This is a genomic window from Serratia sp. DFXYC6 (assembly GCF_057196085.1).
The window spans coordinates 1,878,859-1,900,716 of record NZ_JBXUNV010000001.1 but is presented as its reverse complement, the minus strand read 5'-3'; the positions used below and the strand labels follow the sequence as shown (position 1 = coordinate 1,900,716).

Below are 21,858 nucleotides of genomic sequence, written 5' to 3'. Positions count from 1 at the left end.
AATCACTATAGCCATATCTCGAAAAAATAACAGGCCTCCACAGGGCGATTACCAGAGCAACGGCGCCGGCTCACGGCCATTTTCGGCGTAGTACAGCGACGGCAGGAACTGCGCCAGATGACGTTGGGGCTGCTGCCGCCGGGCAGCGCGATCGACGAACGCATCGCGGCGGCGGTGGCGCTGGTGATGCCGGGGTTGCTGCGCGGTGAAAACGCGGATTGCGCCGCATTGTGAGCCGCATTCATCTGTGGCATGTTAATTGTTCAATTTATGTCACTATTTTGCGATGCCCCCATGAATGCTGCTTACCCGTTCAAACAGGGCGATCTGTTCGCCTTGACCGTTTTTCTGGCCGTCGCCACCCATCGCAGCTTTCACGCGGCGGCGGTGGAGCTGGAGGTGACGCCGTCGGCGGTCAGCCACTCGATAAAAAACCTGGAACAGCGGCTTGGGGTGAGGCTGTTCAACCGCACCACGCGCAGCGTGGCGCCGACCGAAGCGGGTGAGCGTTTGGCGGCGCAGCTGCGCCCGGCGCTGTCGTCTATTTCGCAGGCGCTGCATGAAGTGGATGAATGGCGCGCCACGCCGAGCGGCACCGTGCGCATCAACGCCAGCGAAGGGGCAGTCAGGCTGGTATTGCGTCCGTTGCTGGCCGATTTCCTGCGCGAGTACCCCCATATCCACCTGGACATCGTCTGCGACGGCAAGCTGAGCGATATCGTCGCCGAGGGGTTTGATGCCGGCATTCGGCTGGCGGAAGCCGTACCGCAGGACATGATCGCGATGCGCGTCAGCCCGCCCGTGCGTTTCGCCGCCATCGCCGCGCCCGGCTATTTCGCCGTCCATGGGCGCCCGGCGACGCCGCAGGATTTGCTGCGCCATAACTGCATCCGTTTTCGCTTCGACAGCGGCACGATTTACCGCTGGGAATTCGAACGCGATGGCGTGAGCGAGTCGATCGGCGTTACCGGCTCGCTGACGCTGACCGATCAGCCTCTGATGGTGGACGCCGCCATCGACGGTATCGGCATCGCTTTCGTTCCTGAGCATTTGGCGCTGGAAGCGCTGCTCGACGGGCGCCTGGAGCGCGCGCTGGACGCGTGGTGTCCGGCTTATCCGGGGCTGTGCCTCTACTACTCCGGCCATCGCCACGTGTCGGGCGCGCTGAAGGCGTTGATCGAGTATCTGCGCGCGGCGCAGTCCTGATGCGTTCGCGTTCTGCTTTTGGCTACGCCAATTAGTGAACCGCCTTCATCTCCACAGTGAGGTTCGCCTGCATTGTTGCGGCGTGGAGCCTGCCTTACGCTCATGAGGAGACGCCGGGCAACCGCCGGGCGCCACCCTGCTGCGAGGAGTTGATGATGGAAAAGAAGATGAAAGCGGTGGTTATGACCGGCGCCAATCGGCCCTGGGAAATCAGACAGGTACCGATGCCCCGGGCGGAACCGGGGCAGGTCCTGGTCAAAGTGCACGCCTCGGGCATGTGTTATACCGACGTATGGGCGACGCAAGGATATGGCGGCGATATTTATCCGCAAACGCCCGGCCATGAAGTGGTGGGGGAAGTGGTTGAGGTGGGGGCCGGCGTGCATACGCGGCAGATTGGCGATCGCGTCGGCACCACCTGGGTGCAATCGGCCTGCGGACGCTGCCCGTACTGCCGCGAGAATCGGCCGCTAACCGGGCAAACGGCGATGAACTGCCCGGCGCCGCGCACCACCGGTTTTGCCGCCCAGGGCGGCCACGCCGAGTATATCGCCATCGCCGCTGAAGGCACGGTGTTGCTGCCGGACGGGCTGTCTTACATCGACGCCGCGCCGATGATGTGTGCGGGGTATACCACCTGGAGCGGCCTGCGCGACGCGGCGCCGCTGCCGCATGAGACGGTGGCGGTGTTAGGCATTGGCGGGCTGGGGCACGTCGCGTTGCAACTGTCGAAAGCCTGCGGTTTCGATACCGTTGCCATCACCCATTCGCCGGACAAGCACGCGCTGGCGAAGCAACTGGGCGCCGATCGCATCGTCGCCTCCGGCCAGGCGCTGCGGGAGAACGGCGGCGCGGACATTCTGCTGGTGACCACCAATGACTTCGACGCCGCGCAGGAGGCGATGAGCGGCTTGCGGGTCGATGGCCGCGTGGTGCTGTGCGGGCTGGACTTCAGTAAACCGTTCGCGATCTCTTCCGAAGGTGTGCCGTTCCATATGATGCGTCAGCGGGTGATCGGATCGACCCACGGCGGGCAGCGCTACCTGAGTGAGGTGCTGAACCTGGCGGCGAAAGGCAAAGTGAAGCCGATGGTCGAGACTTTCACGCTGGATCAAGCCACGGAGGCTTATGAGCGGCTTGCCTCTGGCAACATGCGTTTTCGCGGCGTTTTCGTGCCGTCGGCGGCGTGAGAAAAGGGCCGAGGGTTCGGCCCTTGCAGACAGGTATGAAGGGCGCTGCGGCGCCCTGGTTGCTTTACAGCTTAGGCCCGGCCTTCACCAACTTTTCGCCCGCCGGGGTGACGGTATATTTGGCGAAGTTGTCGATAAAGCGCTGCGCCAGATCCTGCGCCTTCTCCTGCCACAGCGATTCGTCGGCGTAGGTTTTGCGCGGATCGAGGATCGACGGATCGACGCCCGGCAGTGCGGTCGGCACGTTCAGCCCGAAGATCGGCAGCGTGAAGGTCTCGGCCTGCTCAATGTCGCCATTCAAGATGGCGTCGATGATGCCGCGCGTATCTTTGATCGAGATGCGTTTGCCGCTGCCGTTCCAGCCGGTGTTCACCAGGTAAGCCTGGGCGCCGGCGGCCTCCATGCGTTTCACCAGCACTTCGGCGTACTGCGTCGGGTGCAGCGTCAGGAACGCGGCGCCGAAGCAGGCGGAGAAGGTCGGCGTCGGCGCGGTGATGCCGCGTTCGGTGCCGGCCAGCTTGGCGGTGAAGCCGGACAGAAAGTGGTATTGGGTCTGCTCCGGCGTCAGGCGCGATACCGGCGGCAGCACGCCGAAGGCGTCGGCGGTCAGGAAGATGATCTTGCGCGCGTGGCCGGCTTTGGACACCGGCTTGACGATGTTCTCGATGTGATAAATCGGGTAAGAGACGCGGGTGTTCTCGGTTTTGCTGGCGTCGTCGAAGTCGATGCTGCCGTCGGCCAGCACGGTGACGTTTTCGAGCAGCGCATCGCGGCGGATCGCCTGATAGATTTCCGGCTCCGCCTGCGGCGATAGCTTGATGGTTTTGGCGTAGCAGCCGCCTTCGAAGTTGAACACGCCGTCGTCATCCCAGCCGTGCTCGTCATCGCCGATCAGCTGACGCTTAGGATCGGTGGAGAGGGTGGTTTTGCCGGTGCCGGACAGGCCGAAGAATACCGCCACGTCGCCTTGCTCGCCGACGTTGGCCGAGCAGTGCATCGACGCGATGCCCTGCAGCGGCAGCAGATAGTTCATGATCGAGAACAGGCCTTTCTTCATTTCGCCGCCATACCAGGTGCCGCCGATCAGCTGCATGCGCTCGGTCAGGTTGAAAGCGACGAAGTTTTCTGAGTGCAGCCCTTGCTGCTGCCAGTCCGGGTTGGTGCATTTGGCGCCGTTCATCACCACGAAGTCCGGCTCGAAGTCAGCCAGCTCTTCGTCGCTCGGGCGGATAAACATGTTTTTCACGAAGTGCGCCTGCCAGGCCACCTCGGTGATGAAGCGCACTTTCAGACGCGTGTCGGCGTTGGCGCCGCAGAACGCGTCCACCACGAACAGACGCTTGCCGGAGAGCTGATTGCCCACCAGCGTCTTCAGATGCTGCCAGACTTCCGGCGAGAGCGGCTGGTTGTCGTTCTTGCCGGTGCCGTTGTCCGACCACCAGACGGTATCGCGCGTGGTGTCGTCGCGCACGATGTATTTGTCCTTCGGCGAACGGCCGGTAAATTCACCGGTCGCGACGTTGACCGCGCCCAGTTGGGTGAGGGTGCCGCGCTCCAGCGGCGGCAGGTCGGCGCGGGTCTCTTCGGCGAACAGCAATTCATAACTGGGGTTATAGACGATGTCGGCGGCCTGATGGATGCCGTAGCGAGCGAGGGTTTGTGGGGTAACAGCGCGTGAAGACATATTCTACTTCCTTATGAGTCATATTATGCCTCTTTCCCGTGCGGTGCCGCGCGCAGGATTGAGATTCGGATCAAGCTGACCGGATTCAGCTAATGCGTTTCCGGTTCTTTATTAATAAAACAGGGGGCTTTTTCGCCCTCCTATAGCATAGCAGCGAATTTAAGCCTGCTTACTTTAATTACAAAATGCTGACGATAATTAATTAAAACCAACCTTGGCGGAGGGTCACAATATTGAATTTCGCCGGCGTAATTTAGTTTTGCATTTTTATTTTTTATCATATTGTCAGGGCTGTCTACTGTTTTATTTCTTATTAGAAAAAGCGAAATCCACAATAGGATTTTTCGTAATCATTTGTTTTTGCTTGGCTATGGCAGAGTTTTTGCGCCAGGTGAATCTAACCGTACTGTACGCTTGTCAGCAGGGTGAATAATGAAACAGATAAATGCAGAACTGGCCTGTGATAAAAATACGGCATCGTCCGAATCCTCAGGGTTAATTAATCAACTTCGTCAAATGGATATCGGCGCGGTACCGATCGCCTTGTTTATCACGATTTGCGCGATCGTAGCGATTTCCGCCTACGCCAACTTCCTGCCGAAGAATATGATCGGCGGCCTGGCGGTGATAATGACGCTGGGTTTCGCGCTGGCGCAGTTGGGAAAAAGTATTCCCGTGCTGCGCGATATCGGCGGGCCGGCCATTCTGTGTTTGATGGTGCCGTCGGTGCTGGTCTATTTCAATGTCTTCCAGCCTAACGTCATGGGCACCGTCCATCTGCTGATGAAAGACGCCAACCTGCTCTATTTCGTCATCGCCAGTCTGGTGGTCGGCAGCATTCTCGGCATGAACCGGGTGATCCTGATCCAGGGGATGATTCGCATGTTCGTGCCGCTGGTGGTGGGCACGATCACGGCGGTGATCACCGGGCTGCTGGTGGGCAAGCTGTTCGGCTTTACCTTCTATCACACCTTCTTCTTTATCATCGTGCCGATCATCGGCGGCGGCATCGGCGAGGGGATTTTACCGCTGTCGCTGGCCTATTCGGCGATCCTGGGCTCGACGCCGGACGTCTATGTCGCGCAGCTGGCGCCGGCGGCGGTGCTGGGCAACATCTTCGCCATCGTGACCGCCGGGGTGCTGGCGCGCATCGGCATGCAGCGCAAGGCGCTGAGCGGCGACGGCATGCTGATCCGTTCGGCGCAGGAGAACGCGATGTTCGCCATCAAGGAGCAAGGCGGCAACGTCGATTTCCAACTGATGGGCGGCGGGCTGCTGGTGATCTGCGCCTTCTTTATCGTCGGCGGCCTGTTCGAACACATCGTGCATATTCCCGGCCCGGTGCTGATGATCCTGTTCGCGGTGCTGTGCAAGTACTGCCGGATGATCCCGGCTTCGATGGAAACCGGCGCGCACAGTTTCTACAAGTTCGTCTCCACCGCGCTGGTGTGGCCGCTGATGATCGGTCTGGGCATGCTGTACGTGCCGCTGGAAAGCGTGGTGGCGGTGTTCTCGGTCGGTTATGTGGTGGTCTGCGGCTCGGTAGTGCTGTCGATGGGGCTGGTCAGTTTCCTGATTGCGCCTTACCTGAAGATGTTTCCGGTGGAAGCGGCGATTGTCACCTGTTGTCACAGTGGCCTGGGCGGCACCGGTGACGTGGCGATCCTGTCGGCGTCGAACCGCATGGGGCTGATGCCGTTCGCCCAAATCGCCACGCGCATCGGCGGCGCTTCCACGGTCATCGGCGCGACGCTGCTGCTTGGTTGGTTAGTCTGAGTCCAGAGTATCTTATGGATAACCGGGGTTGGATTGCCCCGGTTTTTTTATGCATTTTTTTTCGCTTATCGTGATAGTGCTGATTATTGCCTTGAAAATCATTCGTGTGGCGCAAATGCATAGCCGTACTTTATCTAAGAAAATTCTGTAATCGGTGAAAATGTGTCTATTCTTTTCTCTTAAGGGATTATCGTTCTCATTCAGAGTGCCGAGGGAAGGCGCCATCGCATTACCGATATCCCCGTATTGATTCAACACCGGGCCGCTGCCGTTCAGGCAATCCGCCAGTTGGGGCATCCCCCCGATTGAATTGACGAATATGGAGATAAGGTTATGTCATCAAGCAATGCTTCCGTTAAGGCCGAAGGCGTATTAGCCCTGCTGGGCGCTTATAAACCCGATGAAGACGACACCATTACCGTGCTTCATCCGTCGAAAACGTTCGAAAACGCCGGCCTGGAGCTGGTGCGCGGCGATCGCAGTTGGCACGACAAGGGCGTGACCGACACGCCGGTCTCTCTGACCTACAGCTTCTGGGAAAAGGCGCCGGGCAACATGTCGAGCATGGGCATCAGCGGCTTCAGCAGCTTTAACGCCGAACAGCGCGAGCAGGCTAAACTGTCGCTGCAGTCATGGTCAGACGTGGCTAACATCACCTTCACCGAAACCAGCAACACCGCCGCCGCCAACATCAAATTCGGCCTGTTCGACTACAGCTCGCGCGGCTCCTATGCCTTCGCGTATAACCCGGACACCTCGCCTTCGGTCGCCGGGCAGACCTGGTATAACGCCAAGAACCACACCTTCGTCAACAACCAGATCCATGAGAACGAGTACGGTCGCCAGACCTTCACCCATGAAATCGGCCATGCGTTGGGGCTGCAGCACCCGGGCGACTATAACGCCGCACCGGGCGTCAGCATCACCTACGCTAAAGACGCGACCTACTTTGAGGACAGCCGCGCGCACAGCCTGATGAGCTATTTCAGCGAAAGCAACACCGGGCAGGACTTTAAAGGCGCGTACTCTTCCGGGCCGTTGCTCAACGACATCACGGCGATCCAGCATTTCTACGGCGCCAACATGACCACCCGCACCGGCGATACGGTTTACGGTTTCAATTCCAACACCGATCGCGACTTCCTCACCGCCACCGGCGCGCAGGACAAAATAATCTTCACCGCCTGGGACGCCGGCGGCAACGACACCTTCGATTTCTCCGGCTTTGGCCAGAATCAGCGCATCAACCTGAATGAAAAGGCGTTCTCGGACGTCGGCGGCCTGAAAGGCAACGTGTCTATCGCTGCCGGCGTAACGATTGAAAACGCCATCGGCGGGGCGGGTAACGATGTGCTGGTGGGCAACGCCGCCGATAACGTGCTCAAGGGCGGCGCGGGCGATGACGTGCTGTACGGAGGTAAGGGGGCGGATCAGCTGTGGGGAGGCGCCGGCAAGGACACCTTCGTCTATTTCGCGGCGGAAGAGTCAACGGCGGCGGCGCCGGATTGGATCCGCGACTTCGTGCGCGGCGAGGACAAGATCGATCTGACGCTGTTCAACACCGGCAGCGCCGACGGCATCCGCTTCGTCGATCAGTTCAGCGGCAAGGCGGGCGAGGCGACGCTGAGCTACGATGCGCAAAATCACGTCAGTGACGTGGCGATCAACCTGGGCGGCGCCTTTGACGGCAGCGATTTCCTGGTGAAAGTGGTGGGACAGCCGCTGGATGCGGGTGATTTCGTGCTGGCCTGATGCAGGCAACAAAAATAGGGCACTTTGGGCAAAAACCCGACAATTCCTATTAATTACGTCATATTAGCGTGACATAGTAGCGCGCAGAAGGCCGGGCTTGCATACCTCGGGCTTCTGTCGGATCGCCAACCTTCTTCGGTTGGCGATTCATTTTCCGCCTTTCAGCATGTTGATGGCGGCGCCGAGCAGGATGCGCCGTTCGATATCGTTGCTATCCGCCAGCTGCCGCGCCAGATGTTTTTCCAGCGTTTCCACCGACAGCGCTTCGCCGCGATGACGCAGCTGCATCACGCCGTCGCCGATCAGGCGTGCGACCTCATCCCATACGGGTTTAATCTCCTGTTCCGAGAACGTCATGGTCTACCTCGGCTGGTTGATTTTTGCCCAATGTAGCAGCTGAGCTGCGGCTTCGCTAGCCGCCGCCTAAAACAGGAAGCATAAAAAACAAACCATCAGTATTTCTTCTGGTTTTTACGCTCAATACTTGCGGTGTCGAAAAGCTGGAGAAAACATCATGAACTGGGTCGAAACCTTGGCGGAGTACTACCGCCTGAGCCGCACGGGTGAAACGCAGCATTGGCTGTGTCGCCGCTGGTTGCTTCAGGGGGAGGCGCGTTTGGCCTATTTGCGGGAGTTGCTGGAGCCGACCGCGCCACGGCGGCGGTGAACAGAGCGCCGGCGTTGCCGGCGTCATTTCGCGGGATCAACCGAAGGCGATCGCCGCCCAACGCAACAGCAGCAGCGCCAGGCAGATCAGCAGCAGCACCACCACCATTTTACCGAGCTTGTTGCCCATGCGTTTTGTTGCCACGCTGCCCTCCCTTTTAGCTGAAATACCACCCGCCGGCGAGGAGGATGAGGAAAAGCGTCACTAACGCGACGCCGTTGAGTAAGTCGCTGAACGTATCGTCAGCATCGATGTTATTTTGCCGCATGTTACCGCCTGGCGGACGCCATTGGGTGAATAATGTTCACAGTATGCGCCCCGCAGCGCGACAGGCACAGCGAAGAACGGTAAAAACGCGTAAAGGTGGCGGTGGCGGAACGCGCAGTCGCGCCTGCGACGGATGCAGACGGCCGGCAATACGTTGTACTATCCTGTCTGCATTGAGGCATTTTTCCAAAAGGTATAATCATGGCGACGGCAATTCCACAGAAATACGAACACCTTGAGCGTTGGGCATTCGGCGATACCGAGCAGCAGGCCGATGAAGTGGTGCAATTGATCCTCAATGGCACCAAAACGGCCACCTGTTCCAACCTGGACGGCGAGGGGATCCCGCAGGCCGGCGATCTGTTCCTGGTGGTGGACGGCAAGGGGGTGCCGGTCTGCGCGGTCGAGCTGACCGCGGTGGAAATGAAAACTTACGATCAGGTCGATGAAGCGCACGCCTTTGCCGAAGGCGAGGGCGATCGCTCGCTGGCGCATTGGCGCAAAGAGCTGCAGCGCTTCTTCGAAGCGTACGATCTGTTCTCGCCGGACATGACGCTGGTGTTGATGAATTTCAAAGTCGTCGACAAATTCTAATCTTATGCGCGCCGTTCCCTACGAGTGCCAGTGGGCGAGCCCGGAGTTGGCCGCCGATCTGATAGCCGGCCGCGCGACGCTGGCACAAGACGAAAATTGGGCGCGCAGCGGTGCCCGCGATCGGGCAGAGTACATCGAGTGGGCCAACCACGTGTGCGGCATGGCCTGCCTGAAAATGGTGCTGGGCCATCGCGACGGCGAAACACCGCCGCTGCTGGAACTGGCGCGCCGCAGCCTGCCCTACGGCGCCTATGTGCGCGAGGGTGAACGGATAAAGGGCCTGATTTACGCGCCGTTCGTCGAGTACGTGCGCGAGCAGTTCGCGCTGCAAGCGGAGGTGAAGGTGGGGCTGGACGCTGCCGACGTGCCGGCGCTGCTTAGCGAATGCCGCTACTTTATCGCTTCGGTGCATCCCGCCATTCGCCGGCCGGAGAGCACGCCGCCGCACAGGGGCGGGCATCTGGTGCTGATCACCGCCGCCGATGCGCAAAGCGTGACCTTCCACAACCCTTCGGGCGACAGCCCGGCGACGCGCGAGCGGGTATGCCTGCCGCTCAGCCGCTTCGCCCCTTTCTTTGCCGGCCGCGGCATCGCCATCGCATAAAAAAACGCGCTGTTTCCGATGAAAACAGCGCGTTGTCAGCCGTTTTGATGCACTATCATGCCAGCCGCATCACCCAGGCGTCCGCCTGCCGATCGTAGTGTTGCTTGTACAGCAGCGACTGTTTGCCGTCGAGGATCGCCGGGATGCTGGTGTGTTCATCCCAGCCGTCCAGCTGCATGCACAGATCCGGATCGGACTTGCAGGGAATGCTCAGGGTGCCGGCACGGTCGGCGCCGGCGTGAAGATGCGCGTCATCGACCTCGAAGCTGCCAATTTTTACGACGGTTTTGCTCATGGGAACTCCTTGCTCAATGGTGTGGTAGGAGGTTAGACCAGTTTGGTCATCGGTAAGAGCATAGCCAAATGAGCAAAAAATGCCACATAAAAATTACATTTTGGAAACAATTTCCACGCCGGCAAAACACAACGCTTAGTACTCCACCACAAAACTGAGCGTGTCTTGATAGCTGCCAACCGCCACTTCCGTCTGCGCCGCATTGACCGCCGCCTTATACGGGATGCTTTGCGCCAGCCCGGTGCCGGCGCCGCTCTGCTTGTTGGTGCTATCCCAAACGGTCGTCGTGTTAGGCAAGTAAATCTGGTACTGCATGAAGTTGCTGGTGCCGCTTTTCATGCGCCGCCAACCGGTGACCGGGTTATTGCCGTTGGTGAAATAGGTGTTGTATCCCTCGGTTTTGGTGCAGGTCAGGGTGATGCTCTGATTGACAGGATTGAACTGCCCGACCAACGCCATGCTGCCGAAATTGACGTTGGGCGCGGTGCCGATCAGGCAATCTTTGGTGATGGTGACGCTGACGTTGACCGTGCTGGGTTTATCGACGCCGTCCCACCAAACGCACAGGCCGAGCACGCCCAGACCGCAAATATGGTAATTCCAGATCAGGTTGATGCTGTCGGTATAGGTTCCTGCGCGCACGTTGGCGCCGGCGGTGGTTTTGATATACAGCGGAAAGTTGACGTTGGAGGAAATCAGGATCAGCGACAGCAGGTTGAGCGAGCTGTAGTCGATGGTTTGGCCGATGCTGTAAGGATATTGGTAGTTGGCGTCGGGGTAGATCAGGTAAGCGATTTTATCGCCTGAACCGTCGGTGTTGGCAACCGCCATATTGTTGGTGGTGGAGGCGATCTTGACCGTGACAGTATTTTGCGACAGCAAACTGAGCCCGAGCCCGGTGCAGTTGAGGCCGGCAGTGCCCTGGGCGTTAATCTGCCCGTTGTAGACCACGAAAGAGCTGCTTCCCGGTAAGGTGACGGTGCCGTTGGTGGTGGCGCAGTCGGCGAATGCGCGCTGACAGAGCAGCAGCGAGAGGGTTAGCAATAAGGCTTTCAATCCCCGAAACATAGTGACTCTCCGTCGTTGAATTAGCGGCAGACAACCGGGCCGACGCGCTGGATGCCCTGAGGCTTCGCCAGACTGAATTCCGCCTGACACGGCGGGCCGCCGTCGGCCGGGATCACGCTCAGACGATTGTGTTGTTGCACCGGGTCGATATAGGTCATGCCATCCCAACCGACATAGCTTTGCTGATTGCCGCCAACCACCGCCACCTGGCTGCCGTTGGCCAGCGGTTTGCCTTGCTCGTCAACCAGTTCGACGTCGGCGGCGGAGATGGGTTGGATGGGGAACTCAACCAGAAAACCGCTGTGATCGCGAATGGCGACGGTTTTTTCCACCGTCGGCAGCGCAACGTCGGCGGGCAGGCTAAGCGGATCAATCTGGAATTTCGCATGGTAGTAAGAGGTGACGGTCGGCACCAGTAAATAGCCCTGGGCATCGGTCTTGCCGATCGGCTGGTTCTCATAGCTCACCGGAATGTCGGCGTATCCTTGCGTGGACACCAGCGCAAAGGCATCGTTGATGGTGTTGGTGGCGTATACGCCGCCGTTCATCGCCACCAGCGAACCGCTGATTTCGCCCCAGTGGTTGGTTTCATCGCGGGTACCGTATACGCCCGCTCGGGCTTCGAGTCTGCGGGTTCGCCAGGTCAGATCCGCCTGGCGGTAATCGCCGCCGCTCGGGTTATTGGCGTAGGCCAGATTCCAGCCGAAACCGCCATCGGTCGGCGCGGCGCGGCTGTAGCTGACGCGTTCGCTCCAGCGGTTATTGTTGTCGCGCGCGGCGCTGAGGCTGGCTGTGCCCCAGCTGTCAAACGGAATGGAGAGCTGCAGTTGGGCGCTGTAACCGCTGCTGCCGATTTCCCGGTTGAGGGAGGCGTACAGGCTGCTGTTGCGCCAAAGCGACACACTGTAGGACAGGTTCACCAGGCGGGTCCGTTGAGCGATGGCGTCGCGAACGTCAAAATAACCGGCGCCGAGGCTGCCTAGCCGGCCCAGGCTGACGCTGCCGGTCAACTGATCGGTGCGACGGCTCAGACGGTAGTCGCTTTTATACACGGAAATGTCGCCAAAATCGGCGCTGCGCAGGATGCGTTGCGCGTTGAGGCTGAAACGTGGGTTGCTGTAGGTGTAGCCAAAGCTGCTTTGATCGCCGTGGTTGCCGGTGTAGCGATAGACGGGCTGAGGATCTGGCTGCTGCAACGGCCTGCCGGTCAGCGGGTCATAATAGGTGGGGGATGGTATCGGCCGGCCGCCGTTAAACGCGTCGTCGCCGGCCTGGCTGACGCTGTAGGACGCGTTGAGAACCCCCCATTGTCCGACGCGAATGTCGGCGCCGCCGCCGCCGACCGCCAACTCGGCTGCGCCTTCGGCGCGCCCTTCCAGGGTTAACCAATCAGTGACGCCGTAACGTAAACTGGCGCTGCCTACCCATTGCCCGTAATCGGCAGAATTCAACCCGTAGTTGCGTCGCAGCAAGCCGGTGGAAATGCTGAAATCGCTCATGCCGGTCTGCAGCAGGTTGCTGGCCACGTAGAACGGTACCGTGGTGCTGACCTGGCGGCCGAGGGCGTCGGTGGTGACGACGGTGGCCTGACCCGCGCCGTTGATGTAGGGCACGCTGTTGAGGGTAAACGGGCCGGGATTAATGTTGGTGGTGCTGTTTTTATAGCTGTTGATGTATAAATCGACGCTGCTGGGCAATGCCGCCTGGCCGGAAAACTGCGGCAACGGGTAGGTGATAAGATCCGGGCGCACCGCGAAATTGCGCGCCAATTGCAAGCCGCCGATGCGCACGGCGCTGCTCCAGGGGAGCGAGCCGGTGGTAAGGTCACCGGCGATCACACTCAGCATCCGTTGATCATCGTTGAAACGCCAGTAGCTGTCGTACCGAATATAGCGGCCGCCATCGTCGTTTGGCCCGCCGTTAAACCCGCTGCGGTAGATGCCGGTGTTGGCGACGACGCCGAACCCGTCGAACAGGCGCTGTTCGCTCCACGCCGACAGGTAGCCCGGCCGGCCATTGCCGTTGCTTTGGCTGGCGTAGATGTCGTAGTTGAACAGCAAACCGAGGCTGCTTTGCGCCGGCAAGCGCTGCAACGGTGAACGGGCGCCGATGGTTTGCTGTGGCAACCAGTCGTTGGGCACGTTGATCAGCAACTGCTGGCTCTCGCCGCTGTAGCTGACATCCACCTTCTCCAGCCGATCGACGGCGATTTCTTTCGCCTGTTTATCCGCTACCGGCAGCCCGGCGTCGAGCAGTTGTTGGGGTGTCATGTAGTAATGGCCGCCGCGGTAGTTGACCGGCACGACGTTGCCGGTTTGGCGCCCGTTGACGACCGGCTCCAGATACAGCGTGGTGTCCGGCATGCTGACGGCGCTGGGCGGCGGCGGCAGATCGTCGCCGAGCGCAAACGGCAGCCAGCCGCCGGCCGCCATGCTCAGCATGGCAAACGCCAGCGGCTTAAGGCTGAAGCGCCGCGTCGATAGCCTCCCTGTCGGCTGCACCTGGGCCTCAATAAGACGGAATGGCTACGGGCTGTTTGTTGTCATTGACCGTGGCCATCAGCTTGCCGCTGCTGAAAGCGCCTGCGGGCGGCAAGGCGAAGCGCATCTGTGAGCCGGGCAGCACGTATCCCATCAGGCCGGGATTCAGGCTGCGGCCTTGCAGCGTCACTTTCGAGATACGGGCATGCACTGCGCCTTGGTTTCGCACCTCCAGCCAGCGTTCGCTGCTTTGCTGCTGTAGACGATAGCTGAGCTGGGGTTGGCTGGCGGTCGCGTAATCGCGCGGTTTTTCGCTGTCTTGTTTGGTCCAAATGCCTTTGCCGCTGACGAACAGCGGCACCGAGTAGCGCATCTGGAATTTCAGCCCCATCTCCGCGCCGCCGGGAGCGGCGCTCGACGCGGGTTCTTTCACCGGCACTTCATCGACCAAAATGCGGTAGGCGCGCTCCTGTCCCGCCGCCGGGGCCGACTGTTTGATCAGGCGTATCAGTTGGCGTTTGCCTGGCGCGATCGACGCCACCGGCGGGCTGGCGATCACGTCGCTTTGGTTGCTGTAATCGTCTTTGCCGGCGGTTTGCTGCCAACCCAGCACGCGAATTTGCATATAGACCGGTTTGCTGTCGCGATTTTCCAGCCACAGCGCGGTGGCCTGCTGTTGATCTTCAATCACCGGATCGATCGGCCAAATGAGAATGGAAGCCGCGGCCAGGGCGTGCTGTTGGCTTGCCAGGAGCAAGGCTGCCGTTAACGGCAGTCGGAAGGGTATGCGCATAACTCAATCCTTATTGCAAAAAACTTAATAAGTGACCGTCAACAAGACCGTATCGCTGTAAACGCCACTGGTGGGCAGGGTACTGGTCGAAAACAGACGGGCGTAAACCTTGATTTCTTGCGTGCTGCCGGTGGCGGCGACGGTCTGCGCCGCGCCGCCGTTGGCGCCATCTCCCCAAAGGGTGGTGTAGTTGCTGTCTTGATAAAGTTGATACAGCAGCGTTTCCGACGTGACGGCATTTTGTAATTTTCTGCCGCCGGCGATGGATCCGGTCACGTTATTGCCGACGCCGAGGGCCAGCGTAACGCTCAGCCCCGGGTTGCAGCGAAACAGCACCGAACCGGCACCGCTGCTGGAGACGATGCTGACTGCGTTGCTCAGCGAGGACAACTGGCCGAAGTTCAGGGTGCCGAAGGTGGTCACGTCACTGACGCCGCTGCCCAATACGCAGCCTTTTACCACGGTTGCATTGACGGTGAACGGCTGGCTTTTGGTCAAATCGTTGACGCCGGTATCGCTTTGGGCCGGGAAAAGCGGCAGGCAGAACAGCAAACCGCAAATGGAAGCGCGCATCGTCATTACCAATTGATCGTGACCTGTACCGTATCGGTGTAGCTGCCTGTCGGGGGTGTGGACTGCGCCGGGATCATGCCATAGACCGGCAGCCAGTTGTCCGTACCGTTGGCGGTTTGTGACACGCCCGTCAGATTATCCCAAATGGTGCTGTGGGCGGCGTTGGTGTACAGGTTGTAATTCACCCGTTGGCCTGCCGCGCTTTGCAGGTAGCGGGCAGCGGTATTGCCGCTTTGCCCGCCGCCAAGCAGAACGCTGTAGCTGGTGCCGTTGGTGCATTTCACCCGAATGGCGCCGGCGTTTTGCTGCCCGGCGACGCTGGTTGCGGTGCTGAGAAAATACAGCGTGCCGAAATTCAGCGTGCCGAAGCTGACGTTGCCACCTGAGCTGCTGCCGGCCTCACAGGCGCTGAGCAAGGTCGCGCTGACGCCGAGGGTCGCGGTTTTACTGTCGGCCTGCGCCAACAGACTGCACGCCCATAATCCGCAGCAGCAAAGCGCGCGCCGCACCGTTACCAGGTGACCGTCATCGTGACGGTGTCGTTATAGGTGTCCGCCGCCGGGGTAGATCCGGCCGCCGGTACGCGGCCATAGACGATCAGCGGAACGGCGGCGCCGGTGCCGGTGCCGGTCCGCGCGTTGGCGCCGCTGCCCCAGGCGGTGGTGCGTGCGGCATCCTGGTACAGGTTATAACTGATGAATGCGCCTGCCGTGCTGGCCATGCGGCGTTGGGTGCCTGAAGTGACGTGGAGCCCGTTGTCCAGCGCCACCGTGTAGTCTGTGCCGGTGGTGCAGGTCAATGACAGCGTACCGGCCCCCCCTGCGCCGGTGGCGCTGGCGTCGATGATGTTGGCCAGTGAAGAGTAAGTGCCGAAGCTGATGGAGCCGAAGTCGTTGACGGAACCGCTGCTGTTGCCGCCTCCCACGACGCAACCGGCGCCGATGGTCAGCGTTACGCCTAACGTGCCTTGAATGGTGCCTGCTGCGTTAGCCGCGCCGTTGGCGCACAGCAGGGTTGCTACCGAGGTCAATGCCATCAGAGTTTTTTTCATCTTATATTCCTTGCCGTATGAGAGAAAGCCCGCAAAGACGCCACCCAGAGGTGGGTTGAACGTATTCATTTAGCTGCACTTTAATTAATAGAATAAGAATCGGGAATTGTCTTGATGAAAACGAGAAACTTTTTATTCTCATTCCCCGGCTGGCGGGGCTTTCAGACGAGGTATACCGATAAAGTGAAATGATTAGAATAATAACGAACGGCGATGGGAATATTATTAGCGTTATTTTATCGCCGGGGAGTTTCATTCCCCGGCGCGGCATTGTTTACAGGTGGAAATCCAGGGCGCCATCCCGCACCAGCTCGCGCGGCAGGTTATTCTTGATACGGCTGCCAATGCGTTTGGCGATACCCAGAGGTTGCCCCTGATAGGTGACGATGCACTCGTCGCCCGCCGGTGGCTGCTCAGGGTAGAGATCGCGGCCGTGATACCACTCCTGGGCCAGCGCGGCGTCCAGCTCGAAGTGCTGTTTGCCGCCGGCGCCCGCGAGGGCGATCGCCGCTTCGTGCTGCCAACGGAAACCTTTCGGGAAACGCTCCGCCAGCTTGAGACCGATGCGCGAGAAGCGCACCTTGCCGAACAGCGGCTCCAGCTCGGCCGGGAACAGCCAGATTTCCTTATCGCGCTCCCACAGCCGGTTGTCATCGCCCCAGGTTAAGCCGGATGCGGCGGCGGCTTGGGCGACCAGCGTCGCCTCTTTGCCGGACAGTGGGCTGAACGGAAACTTACCGACTTTATAGGTCGGTTTCGGCAACGGTGCCACGGCGTGCTGTTTGCGCAGACGGGCGACGAAAAACCCTTCGCTGTCGTAAATCTGCGGGAAGACGTGCAGAAAACCTTCGGCGGTCAATGCCTTGTCAGCGCCGGGAAACAGCTCGCCCAGCGGTTCGACGCTGACCGCGTCGCCGTAGGTGTCCAGCAGCCAACGCACCACCTGCTGATTTTCCTGCGCATTGAGGGTACAGGTGGAGTAAACCATCACGCCGCCTGGCGCCAGCGCATGGAACGCGCTGTCGATCAGCTCGCGTTGGGTGGCGGCGATTTCGGTCACGCTTTCCGGCGACCAGTTGCTCATGGCGTCCGGATCCTTGCGTACCACGCCTTCGCCGGAGCAGGGGGCATCGAGCAGAATGGCGTCGAAGCTCTCCGGCAGCGCGGCGCCGAACACCCGGCCGTCGAAGTGGGTCAGCGCGGTGTTCTTCACGCCGCAGCGGCTGATATTGGCGTGCAGCACTTTCACCCGGCTGGCGGAGTATTCGTTGGCGACGATGCCTCCCTGGTTGCCCATCAACGCGGCGATCTGGGTGGTTTTGGATCCCGGCGCCGCCGCCACGTCCAGCACGCGATTCGGCGCCGCGTCGCCGGCGAACAGCGCGCTGACCGGCAACATCGAACTGGCCTCCTGAATGTAGAACAGGCCGCTCAAATGTTCGGCGGCGCTGCCTAATCGCAGCTCTTCATCGTCGCGTTCGATCCAGAACCCTTCCGCGCACCAGGGAATGGGCTCCAGTCGCCAGTCGTAATCCTGCACCAGCACCAGGAAGTCGGCGACGCTGATTTTCAGCGTGTTGACGCGCAGGCTGCGGCGCAGCGGGCGCTGACAGGCGGCGATAAAATCTTCCATCGCCAGCTCGGCGGGCATGATGGCGCGGGTGGCGTCGAGGAAAGCGGGGGGCAGAAAAACGGCGGTGGATTTGGCCACGGGGCGAACTCTCAGGGTGCAATAAAGACAAGGGCGAGAGTTTATCACAAAGCGGAAAAAAACAGGGCCCGGCATTGCCGGGCCCTGAGGGAAACGCGAAAGTTAATCGCGCGGAATGGCGGTGCCCCAGGTTTTCCAGTCCTTCGGCTCTTCCGGATTCAGCAGGAAGTGCTTGTTCGGCGTCGCTTTCGGCGCCAGCGGAATAGTCGGCGGGGTGGCGAAGGCGATACCGCCGCGGATGAACTGCTGGAAGGTGCCGCTCTTGATCACGCCGCCGGTCAGGCCGAACTGCAGGTTGTAACCCGACGCCAGCCAGAACACGCTGTTGTTGCGCACCAGATGCTGATACTTCTTGCTGATGCGCAGCGCGACGTGCACCCGGTCGGACATGGCGCCAAGGTAGAAACCGGTGATGGTGCCGACCTCCACGCCGCGGAACAGCACCGGCGTGCCGATCTGCAGCGAGCCGGTTTCGGCGGCGTCGAGCACCACGCTCAGGCCGTCCAGATAGCGCGAGTCGGTGATGCTGGCCTGCTGCAGCTCGAAGGTGCGCAGCTCGCGGCCGCGGCCCGGCTCCACGTTGATATAAGGCTGGAGCAGGGTATCGAGGTTGCTGACGCCGGCGGCGGAGATCTCCGGCGAGACGATCGAGAAGCGGCTGCCGAGGCGCGCGAAGGTCTGCACGTATTCCGGATACAGCACCGCCTTGGCCAACACTTCGTTGCGCTCCGGCGCCAGCTGCAGCGACTCCACCTGACCGACGTCGATGCCGAGGTAGCGCAGCGGCATACCCGCCGACAGCTTGCTGGCGTCGTAGGTTTTCAGCGTGATTTGGCTGCCCACCGCGCGGGCGGCGGTTTCGCTGGCGTACAGCACGCGGTTGGCCCCCTTGTTCAGCGTCACGCCCTGTAGATTATCGAAGCTGATGGCACCTTTCAGCGCGCGGTTGAGCGGCGAAGCCTGCACCGTCAGGCCGCTGCCGTTGAGCTGCACCTTGGCGCCGCCTTCGGCCCAGAAGATGCTTTCGCGCGTCAGCAGCTTGCGGTATTCCGGGCTGATGTAGACGTCCACCTCAAACTCGTTGGCCTTCGGCCGAACATTGACGATCTCGCCCACCTGGAATTTGCGATACAGCACTACCGAGCCGGCCTGCACGTCCGGCAGGCTGGTGGCGCTGAGGGTCAGGGTGGTAGCGGGGGCATTGCCGACGATGCCTTCCTCGGCTTTTTCGCTGTTGGCGTACAGCGGGTATTGGCCGCCAGGTTCCCCCTTGCTGCCGGGAATAATGCGCACGCCGCCGTCTACCCACTCCTGGGCGCTGGCGCCAAGCACTTCCATGCCGTCGATGCCCAGCTTGACGTCGAGGCGGCTGTTGACCACGAATTTACTGTCTTTGTGCAGCAGGCCGCGGTACTGCGCGTCGATGGCGGCGGTGAATACCACGCCGCCGGCGGTCAGCGTGCGGCTCAGGATTTGGCCGACTTTCACGCCGTGCACCACCAGCGGCTGCACGACGTCGATGCCGTAGCTTTGCGGCGCATTCAGCGTAACGGTCAGCACGCCAGGCTGTTGCAACAGCGTTTCGCTGCTGTCCAGCACGTTGAAGCGTTGCTGCGGCTCGCCTTCGCCCGGTACCAGCTCCAGCGTGGTGCCGGTCAGCAACTGGCTAAGCTTGGCGTCGTTGAGGCTGATGCGCGGGCTGCGCATCACGATGCGGGTGCCGCTGCGCATCAGATCGACCACCGAAGGATCGATGGTCAGTTCACCGACCACTTTGCTGTCCTGTTGCAACGTCAGCTTGGTCAGGGTGCCGACCTGCAGCCCCTGGTACATCAGCGGCGTGCGGTTTTCGCTCAGGCTGTTGCCGCTCGGCAGATCCAGCAGGATATTGACGCCGCGCTGGCTGTGGGCCAGATCAGGATACAGGGTATAGCTCTGATCGCCCTTGGCCTGCTGGCCATCGGCCGGAGAATCGAAGGCAATGGCACCGTTGACCAGCGCCGCCAGGCTCTCCATCTGCACCGTGGCACCGGACAGGCTGAAATCGCCCTTGAAGCCGGAAACGTTCCAGAAGCGGCTGTTGCTCTTCACCAGGTTGGCGAAGCGGCGGTCGATCAGCACGTCGATGGTCACGCCCTTGTTGCCTTCGCTGATGGTGTAGTCATACACCTTGCCGACCGGGATTTTACGGTAATAGACCAGCGAGCCGCTGTTGAGCGAGCCGAGATCGTCGGCGTGCAGGTGAATCATCAGCTCGCCGGTATTCAGGCGGTACTTCGGCTGGGTATCGAGCGCGGTGAAGTGGGTTTGCTCCTTGCCGCTGCCGGGCATCATGCCGATATAGTTGCCGCCGACCAGCGCATCGAGCCCGGATACCCCGGCCAGCGAGGCCTTGGGCGTCACCAGCCAGAACTGGGTACCTTCGCGCAGCGAGTCTTCCAGATCGCTTTTGATACTGGCCTCCACCACGATGCTGCGCAGATCTTTGCTCAGACTGATTTTTTGCACCGTGCCGACCTCAACGCCCTGGTAGCGCACCGGCGTGCGGCCGGCGACGATGCCCGCCGCCGATTGGAAATCGATGGTGACGGTGGTGCCGCGTTCCTGGACATTGTTATAGACCAGCCACCCGGCGATCAGCAGGGCGATGAACGGCAGTAACCAGAACGGTGAAATGCGGCGTTTGTTCTTGACCCGCGCTTCAGTCGGTGTAGTCGGCGTTTCCTGTTGCATGTGCATCCCAAATCAATCGGCTATCGAGCCACTCAACGGCAAGAATAGTCAAAATGACCGCCGAGCCAAAGTAAAACGCGGCCGGTCCCATAGTAAAAGATAACAGCTGGTCGCGGTTTACCAGCGACATCATCAAGGCGATAACGAACAGATCGAGCATCGACCAGCGGCCGATCCAGGTGACCAGACGTAGCAGACGAATGCGCGTCTTCAGGCTGTGCGAAGTTTTGAAGTGGATGCTCAGCAACAGCGTGATCAGCACAATCACCTTGGTAAAAGGCACCAGCACGCTGGCGATGAACACGATGGCGGCGATCGGCACGTTGCCGGAGGTGGCCAGTGAGACCACGCCGGAGAAGATGGTATCTTCCATCCGCACGCCGTTGGCGTAAATGATGGAAATCGGCAGCAGATTGGCCGGTATCAGCAGGATCATCGCCGCGATCAGCGCCGCCCAGGTTTTCTGCAGGCTGTAGGGCTGGCGGTGGCACATTGGCACATGGCAGCGCGGGCAGCGGCCGCGCGCGTCAGGGTAGCCGGTATAGTGGCAGGACAGGCAAATATGCAGCGCCGCCGGCGGGCCTTCCGGCTGTTCCTGCGGATAGTAACGCTCCCACAGCTGCTCCAGGTTAGCGTGGATCAGCGTCAGGATGCTGAGCACCGTGAGCGACAGGTAGGCGATCAGCGCGCTGCCCGCCTGGATGTCGGCGTAATCCTGCACCTTGATCGCCGCCACCGCCATGCCGATCAGATAAATGTCCAGCATCACCCACTCTTTGAGCCGCTCCAGCATCAGCAGCACCGGGCGCAGGTTCATGCCGAGCGCGTGACCGAAGCGCAGGTACAGCAGCGACAGCGCCAGCGTCAGCGGGGCGCCGATGGTGCAAAACGCCACCATGCTGGCGGTGAGCGGATCGCCCTGGCGGCTCATCTGCCAGATGCCCTCCAGCAAACTGGCGTCGATGCGCGTGCCGAGCAGGCGGATGCTGATCAGCGGTTCGGTGAAGGCGAACGGCATCAGCAGCAGCATGGTGATCGCCATGGCGGTCAGACGCGTCATCGACCAGTCGCGGCCGTGCACCACCTTGGCGTTACAGCGCGGGCAATAAGCGGCCTGATTGCCGCTGAGCGGCGGCAGCATGAACAGCAGGTCGCACTCGCAGCAGCGTTGGTGGCGCGCTTTGGAAAGGGGGGCGGTGATCGCGTGTATTTTCATTTTTGACAAGTAGCTGCCCTTGAGCCCGCCGGAACTGTCAGCGTAGCTGAAAAATAAACCGGCCGCGTCACCGGCGATCGGGCGCCGGACGGTAAAACGAGGTAAACCGGGATTCTGAGCGGCAAACATACCCCGAGCGACGGGGTTTTGTGAAGCAACAGATGATTAACCTTGTGGCTATACGCATTTAATGCTTAT

The 21,858-nt window shown here is 60.6% G+C and carries 20 protein-coding genes and 1 pseudogene; 8 read left to right on the top strand and 13 right to left on the bottom strand.

Annotation, left to right across the window (positions count from 1 at the left end):
- Window positions 1-102: 102 nt before the first annotated feature.
- From AC2CGQ_RS09285 to AC2CGQ_RS09275, 3 genes and pseudogenes are all read left to right on the top strand, one after another.
- Window positions 103-234 (top strand): annotated as a pseudogene (locus AC2CGQ_RS09285) (TetR/AcrR family transcriptional regulator); the annotation flags it as partial.
- 60 nt (window positions 235-294) lie between these two features.
- Window positions 295-1,206, top strand: coding sequence for a LysR family transcriptional regulator (locus tag AC2CGQ_RS09280; RefSeq protein WP_172574660.1), 912 nt, complete (start codon window positions 295-297; stop codon window positions 1,204-1,206).
- Window positions 1,207-1,361: 155 nt separating this feature from the next.
- Window positions 1,362-2,396, top strand: coding sequence for an alcohol dehydrogenase catalytic domain-containing protein (locus tag AC2CGQ_RS09275; RefSeq protein WP_172575152.1), 1,035 nt, complete (start codon window positions 1,362-1,364; stop codon window positions 2,394-2,396).
- Between the two features lie 64 nt (window positions 2,397-2,460).
- Here the strand turns inward: AC2CGQ_RS09275 and pckA are convergent, their stop codons facing one another.
- Complete coding sequence (gene pckA, locus AC2CGQ_RS09270; protein WP_082997701.1) at window positions 2,461-4,080, bottom strand: phosphoenolpyruvate carboxykinase (ATP); 1,620 nt, start codon at window positions 4,078-4,080, stop codon at window positions 2,461-2,463.
- Window positions 4,081-4,512: 432 nt separating this feature from the next.
- On the opposite strand from pckA, the gene AC2CGQ_RS09265 reads away from it, so the two are divergent.
- Together AC2CGQ_RS09265 and AC2CGQ_RS09260 are read left to right on the top strand one after the other, a co-directional pair.
- Window positions 4,513-5,856 carry a 2-hydroxycarboxylate transporter family protein gene (locus AC2CGQ_RS09265; protein WP_172574661.1) on the top strand — a complete coding sequence of 448 codons (1,344 nt, stop codon included), beginning with the start codon at window positions 4,513-4,515 and terminating at the stop codon, window positions 5,854-5,856.
- A gap of 333 nt (window positions 5,857-6,189) precedes the next feature.
- A complete protein-coding gene (locus AC2CGQ_RS09260) occupies window positions 6,190-7,608 on the top strand; it encodes a serralysin family metalloprotease (protein ID WP_172574662.1) in 1,419 nt (472 codons plus the stop codon).
- A gap of 147 nt (window positions 7,609-7,755) precedes the next feature.
- Here AC2CGQ_RS09260 and AC2CGQ_RS09255 read toward each other — a convergent pair whose 3' ends face one another.
- Complete coding sequence (locus tag AC2CGQ_RS09255; protein WP_004931526.1) at window positions 7,756-7,965, bottom strand: hypothetical protein; 210 nt, start codon at window positions 7,963-7,965, stop codon at window positions 7,756-7,758.
- A 157-nt stretch (window positions 7,966-8,122) separates the two neighbouring features.
- Between AC2CGQ_RS09255 and AC2CGQ_RS09250 the strand changes: the two genes are divergently transcribed.
- On the top strand, window positions 8,123-8,275 hold the full coding sequence (locus AC2CGQ_RS09250) for a hypothetical protein (RefSeq protein ID WP_004931524.1): 153 nt from the start codon (window positions 8,123-8,125) through the stop codon (window positions 8,273-8,275).
- A 36-nt stretch (window positions 8,276-8,311) separates the two neighbouring features.
- On the opposite strand, the gene yniD is transcribed toward AC2CGQ_RS09250, so the two are convergent.
- The gene (gene yniD, locus AC2CGQ_RS09245) at window positions 8,312-8,404 is read right to left on the bottom strand and encodes a small membrane protein YniD (RefSeq protein ID WP_021505513.1); all 93 of its coding nucleotides are present in this window, start codon (window positions 8,402-8,404) and stop codon (window positions 8,312-8,314) included.
- A gap of 339 nt (window positions 8,405-8,743) precedes the next feature.
- On the opposite strand from yniD, the gene AC2CGQ_RS09240 reads away from it, so the two are divergent.
- Window positions 8,744-9,136 carry an ASCH domain-containing protein gene (locus AC2CGQ_RS09240; RefSeq protein ID WP_021505512.1) on the top strand — a complete coding sequence of 131 codons (393 nt, stop codon included), beginning with the start codon at window positions 8,744-8,746 and terminating at the stop codon, window positions 9,134-9,136.
- Between the two features lie 4 nt (window positions 9,137-9,140).
- Entirely contained in the window at window positions 9,141-9,740 is a 600-nt protein-coding gene (locus AC2CGQ_RS09235; RefSeq protein WP_021505511.1) for a C39 family peptidase, read from the top strand.
- A gap of 55 nt (window positions 9,741-9,795) precedes the next feature.
- Here AC2CGQ_RS09235 and AC2CGQ_RS09230 read toward each other — a convergent pair whose 3' ends face one another.
- The 10 genes from AC2CGQ_RS09230 to yebS form a co-directional block, all read right to left on the bottom strand.
- Window positions 9,796-10,035, bottom strand: coding sequence for a DUF1480 family protein (locus AC2CGQ_RS09230; protein WP_004931517.1), 240 nt, complete (start codon window positions 10,033-10,035; stop codon window positions 9,796-9,798).
- A gap of 135 nt (window positions 10,036-10,170) precedes the next feature.
- On the bottom strand, window positions 10,171-11,103 hold the full coding sequence (locus AC2CGQ_RS09225; protein ID WP_085337000.1) for a Csu type fimbrial protein: 933 nt from the start codon (window positions 11,101-11,103) through the stop codon (window positions 10,171-10,173).
- 20 nt (window positions 11,104-11,123) lie between these two features.
- Entirely contained in the window at window positions 11,124-13,544 is a 2,421-nt protein-coding gene (locus AC2CGQ_RS09220; protein ID WP_021505509.1) for a fimbria/pilus outer membrane usher protein, read from the bottom strand.
- A 67-nt stretch (window positions 13,545-13,611) separates the two neighbouring features.
- Window positions 13,612-14,376: a fimbrial biogenesis chaperone gene (locus AC2CGQ_RS09215; RefSeq protein WP_031300493.1), complete on the bottom strand. Its 765-nt coding sequence runs from the start codon at window positions 14,374-14,376 to the stop codon at window positions 13,612-13,614.
- Window positions 14,377-14,400: 24 nt separating this feature from the next.
- The gene (locus tag AC2CGQ_RS09210) at window positions 14,401-14,949 is read right to left on the bottom strand and encodes a Csu type fimbrial protein (protein WP_172574663.1); all 549 of its coding nucleotides are present in this window, start codon (window positions 14,947-14,949) and stop codon (window positions 14,401-14,403) included.
- A gap of 5 nt (window positions 14,950-14,954) precedes the next feature.
- On the bottom strand, window positions 14,955-15,458 hold the full coding sequence (locus AC2CGQ_RS09205; RefSeq protein ID WP_033633239.1) for a Csu type fimbrial protein: 504 nt from the start codon (window positions 15,456-15,458) through the stop codon (window positions 14,955-14,957).
- A gap of 2 nt (window positions 15,459-15,460) precedes the next feature.
- On the bottom strand, window positions 15,461-16,000 hold the full coding sequence (locus AC2CGQ_RS09200) for a Csu type fimbrial protein (RefSeq protein ID WP_015377665.1): 540 nt from the start codon (window positions 15,998-16,000) through the stop codon (window positions 15,461-15,463).
- Window positions 16,001-16,274: 274 nt separating this feature from the next.
- Window positions 16,275-17,711: a 16S rRNA (cytosine(1407)-C(5))-methyltransferase RsmF gene (rsmF, locus tag AC2CGQ_RS09195; RefSeq protein WP_484593622.1), complete on the bottom strand. Its 1,437-nt coding sequence runs from the start codon at window positions 17,709-17,711 to the stop codon at window positions 16,275-16,277.
- Window positions 17,712-17,813: 102 nt separating this feature from the next.
- Complete coding sequence (locus AC2CGQ_RS09190; RefSeq protein WP_484593621.1) at window positions 17,814-20,444, bottom strand: PqiB family protein; 2,631 nt, start codon at window positions 20,442-20,444, stop codon at window positions 17,814-17,816.
- Complete coding sequence (gene yebS, locus AC2CGQ_RS09185; protein ID WP_031300492.1) at window positions 20,413-21,660, bottom strand: membrane integrity lipid transport subunit YebS; 1,248 nt, start codon at window positions 21,658-21,660, stop codon at window positions 20,413-20,415. The genes AC2CGQ_RS09190 and yebS overlap by 32 nt, the downstream gene beginning before the upstream one ends.
- Window positions 21,661-21,858 lie beyond the last annotated feature (198 nt).

Bases quoted from the DNA above. Each gene is read 5' to 3' on its own strand.
- AC2CGQ_RS09280 (WP_172574660.1), top strand. From the start codon at position 295: ATGAATGCTGCTTACCCGTTCAAACAGGGCGATCTGTTCGCCTTGACC.
- AC2CGQ_RS09275 (WP_172575152.1), top strand. From the start codon at position 1,362: ATGGAAAAGAAGATGAAAGCGGTGGTTATGACCGGCGCCAATCGGCCC.
- pckA (WP_082997701.1), bottom strand. From the start codon at position 4,080: ATGTCTTCACGCGCTGTTACCCCACAAACCCTCGCTCGCTACGGCATC.
- AC2CGQ_RS09265 (WP_172574661.1), top strand. From the start codon at position 4,513: ATGAAACAGATAAATGCAGAACTGGCCTGTGATAAAAATACGGCATCG.
- AC2CGQ_RS09260 (WP_172574662.1), top strand. From the start codon at position 6,190: ATGTCATCAAGCAATGCTTCCGTTAAGGCCGAAGGCGTATTAGCCCTG.
- AC2CGQ_RS09255 (WP_004931526.1), bottom strand. From the start codon at position 7,965: ATGACGTTCTCGGAACAGGAGATTAAACCCGTATGGGATGAGGTCGCA.
- AC2CGQ_RS09250 (WP_004931524.1), top strand. From the start codon at position 8,123: ATGAACTGGGTCGAAACCTTGGCGGAGTACTACCGCCTGAGCCGCACG.
- yniD (WP_021505513.1), bottom strand. From the start codon at position 8,404: ATGGGCAACAAGCTCGGTAAAATGGTGGTGGTGCTGCTGCTGATCTGC.
- AC2CGQ_RS09240 (WP_021505512.1), top strand. From the start codon at position 8,744: ATGGCGACGGCAATTCCACAGAAATACGAACACCTTGAGCGTTGGGCA.
- AC2CGQ_RS09235 (WP_021505511.1), top strand. From the start codon at position 9,141: ATGCGCGCCGTTCCCTACGAGTGCCAGTGGGCGAGCCCGGAGTTGGCC.
- AC2CGQ_RS09230 (WP_004931517.1), bottom strand. From the start codon at position 10,035: ATGAGCAAAACCGTCGTAAAAATTGGCAGCTTCGAGGTCGATGACGCG.
- AC2CGQ_RS09225 (WP_085337000.1), bottom strand. From the start codon at position 11,103: ATGTTTCGGGGATTGAAAGCCTTATTGCTAACCCTCTCGCTGCTGCTC.
- AC2CGQ_RS09220 (WP_021505509.1), bottom strand. From the start codon at position 13,544: ATGCTGAGCATGGCGGCCGGCGGCTGGCTGCCGTTTGCGCTCGGCGAC.
- AC2CGQ_RS09215 (WP_031300493.1), bottom strand. From the start codon at position 14,376: ATGCGCATACCCTTCCGACTGCCGTTAACGGCAGCCTTGCTCCTGGCA.
- AC2CGQ_RS09210 (WP_172574663.1), bottom strand. From the start codon at position 14,949: ATGCGCGCTTCCATTTGCGGTTTGCTGTTCTGCCTGCCGCTTTTCCCG.
- AC2CGQ_RS09200 (WP_015377665.1), bottom strand. From the start codon at position 16,000: ATGAAAAAAACTCTGATGGCATTGACCTCGGTAGCAACCCTGCTGTGC.
- AC2CGQ_RS09190 (WP_484593621.1), bottom strand. From the start codon at position 20,444: ATGCAACAGGAAACGCCGACTACACCGACTGAAGCGCGGGTCAAGAAC.
- yebS (WP_031300492.1), bottom strand. From the start codon at position 21,660: ATGAAAATACACGCGATCACCGCCCCCCTTTCCAAAGCGCGCCACCAA.